The 2,394-nt window shown below is 52.8% G+C and carries 3 protein-coding genes; 1 reads left to right on the forward strand and 2 read right to left on the reverse strand.

The window, feature by feature from the left end; all coding sequences use genetic code 11:
* Nucleotides 1–108 precede the first annotated feature (108 nt).
* The gene (gene hopZ4, locus DW49_RS0106940; RefSeq protein WP_005622498.1) at nucleotides 109–1,116 is read right to left on the reverse strand and encodes a type III secretion system YopJ family effector HopZ4; all 1,008 of its coding nucleotides are present in this window, start codon (nucleotides 1,114–1,116) and stop codon (nucleotides 109–111) included.
* A 46-nt stretch (nucleotides 1,117–1,162) separates the two neighbouring features.
* Between hopZ4 and DW49_RS1000000132790 the strand changes: the two genes are divergently transcribed.
* The gene (locus DW49_RS1000000132790; protein WP_161780191.1) at nucleotides 1,163–1,624 is read left to right on the forward strand and encodes a hypothetical protein; all 462 of its coding nucleotides are present in this window, start codon (nucleotides 1,163–1,165) and stop codon (nucleotides 1,622–1,624) included.
* A gap of 76 nt (nucleotides 1,625–1,700) precedes the next feature.
* Here DW49_RS1000000132790 and DW49_RS0106945 read toward each other — a convergent pair whose 3' ends face one another.
* Nucleotides 1,701–2,378: a DsbA family protein gene (locus DW49_RS0106945; protein ID WP_024421146.1), complete on the reverse strand. Its 678-nt coding sequence runs from the start codon at nucleotides 2,376–2,378 to the stop codon at nucleotides 1,701–1,703.
* Between the last annotated feature and the right edge of the window lie 16 nt (nucleotides 2,379–2,394).

Genomic DNA, 2,394 nt, shown 5'->3' on the forward strand with positions numbered 1-2,394 from the left:
TACAGATGCCCTATCGAAATGATGACGGAAATGATGTCCAAGCATCATGAGAGTCCATCCCTAACTCAATAGCCGGGTGTTGCACTCAGCCTCTGAAACCGCCTACACCTATGATTGACTATCAGAGATGGCTGTCTCCAACGCTAATCGGATCTTTGTAGCACGCGATGTCTCGATCGACGCGCTGTAACCGTAATCACCACGATTAACGCGGAAGGCCTGAACTCGTTCCCTCAGCGATTCATTTATCTGCTGACGCCCGCTTGTACTGACATCTTTTTCAGCACTTCCTGGTTGGGAACTTTCCACCTCTTCCACCACGCTACTGCTATGTGTGTGCTTGAAGAAAATGGGAGGCAGCATTTTTTCTCCGAGCACAAGTTCGACACCAGCATCTTCCAAGAGCACGTTTGGAGACGCCGCGCTCTGCCTGTATGGATCGATTGTCCCGTATTCGGCCATGTTGTCATGCCACCGGTCAAACAGTGAGGCGCGCTGGTGGGCATGCAAAGCGAAGTGCAAATCGAATATTACGCAATCTGCGGCAGACTTCTGCGCCCCCACCTCCATGAACGCGAATTTGGCCCTTTCATCAAGGTAAGTAAAAGCTTGGCGCCGTAGCTGGGTGTGGCCGACTGCAAAGGTAAGCACCTTGGCCGGTTCAAGAATAATTACGCTTGTTTCACCATTAGGTCTCAGTCGAACATCTGCTGCCACGTGATGTTCACCATCACGTTCAAGCCGCAAAATGGCGCGTTGGGAAACTGGACTGGTTTGTCCACGCAGAGATTGCAAAAAATCGAGCGGAGAGTCAAAGTGCTGTAGATTTAATCCAGGATAACGACGGTTGTAAGTTGAGACCATCGCTGGCAAATTCTTAATATCAAGCTTCAGAAGCGCCTCGTCTGGCTGCTTGTTTGTAGCCAACATTTTCAGCGTACGTGCACCATACGTCACCAAATTTGAGTTGACTCCTTCTTCACGTGCCCCTGTCAAACTATCGGCCAAGAGCTCGGCCTTCCCTAAGGCCCGATCCGGCAGGTTACTGCTAGAAAGATTGATCTCCGGGGTTGCTGAAGGCGTATACGCCCCTGATTTGCTAACAATACAGCCCATAATTTCACCACTTTAGTAATTTGACTACAGAGAGGCCTCGGGTCCTTTGAAACCGTTATTGAGTGACGCCTGCGTCTTTCTCCATGGGGACGTCAGTCAGTGGTTTTCACCAAAAAAAGGTTCCATGAAAAAACGTGGTGCCACCCATTACCGGGGGCACTGCGGCAGTGGCAGCGTCAGAGGGGCTGACGGTGGATCGGGAAAGATCGTCGTCAGGCTGGCCGCGAGCGTCGAGATGCCCAGTTGGGGTCGCCTCAGAAAACGGATTTTAAAGTACGTTAAGCTGATTTCAGTCGTCGTAAATCTGCACAGATTGCGAATGAAGTGTCTCGCCAAAGCATCGGGTTGTTGCGCAGGCTGGCGTCCAGGTATTGATCTTCAACCTACTGTACGTAACGTGGGCGACAAGCAGGCTGCCGAACTCAAGTTGAGTAAGTCAGTCCGGCATCCAGTGATGCGGCAGCAGTTGTCCTATTTCACTCGCTCGCATCCGATGAAAACCAAGTGAGCCATAGCTACGGACCTGCATCCAAAGCAAGCGCGCTTGCAAAGCTTGTTCAAAGGCAGGATTCATTTATCTATCCTTACGTGCTGGCCAGCCAGTCGATTGCGGAAAGCAATACATCACCTTCAGGTGCTCCCTGCAGCTTGATCGTGCGGCCAGAGTGCTTGTCCTTGATGACCAACGTCGGTGTGGCAGTGATGCCGTCCTGGCTGGCCTTGTGAGCCTGGTTAATGACGGCCCGTTGCACGGACTGGTTGCTCGAAGCGCAGTTATCAATATATTGCTGTCGATCCTCAAGCCCCGGGATCTGCGGATTGCCAGCAACTCCAGCACCGTTTGACCGAGTACGCTGGTAAATGAGCTCGACTGCGAGCCAGAAAGCGTCATTGCCTCGCTCGATCCCTAAGCACTCAGCCCAGCGAGCTTCATAGCTCGCGGCTGGCTCGTGCATGGGAAGAGGGAGGTGGTGCCACTGGAGGTTCACGTCTGGATGCTGATCAACCCATGCTTTGAGCCGTGGGAAATAATCCTTGCAGTACGGGCATTCCAGATCTGCATATTCGACAATGGTGAAACGGGCACTACGGCTGCCGTAAATCCATCCGCCACTTGGCCTCTGTTGACTCTCTGCTGACGCCTGGGTGCCACCTGTGACTCCAAGCGTGTTCTGCCTCAGTTCTGTCAGCAGAAAAGGTGTGAGAGCCAAAGCTGCCGCACCGATGCCGTACAGCATCTGGCGACGTGTGGGGCGCATCATGCGGAGGCCTCTTTAT

It is taken from the genome of Pseudomonas avellanae BPIC 631, from assembly GCF_000444135.1.
GTDB lineage: Bacteria > Pseudomonadota > Gammaproteobacteria > Pseudomonadales > Pseudomonadaceae > Aquipseudomonas > Aquipseudomonas avellanae.

Bases quoted from the DNA above. Each gene is read 5' to 3' on its own strand.
- hopZ4 (WP_005622498.1), bottom strand. From the start codon at position 1,116: ATGGGCTGTATTGTTAGCAAATCAGGGGCGTATACGCCTTCAGCAACC.
- DW49_RS0106945 (WP_024421146.1), bottom strand. From the start codon at position 2,378: ATGATGCGCCCCACACGTCGCCAGATGCTGTACGGCATCGGTGCGGCA.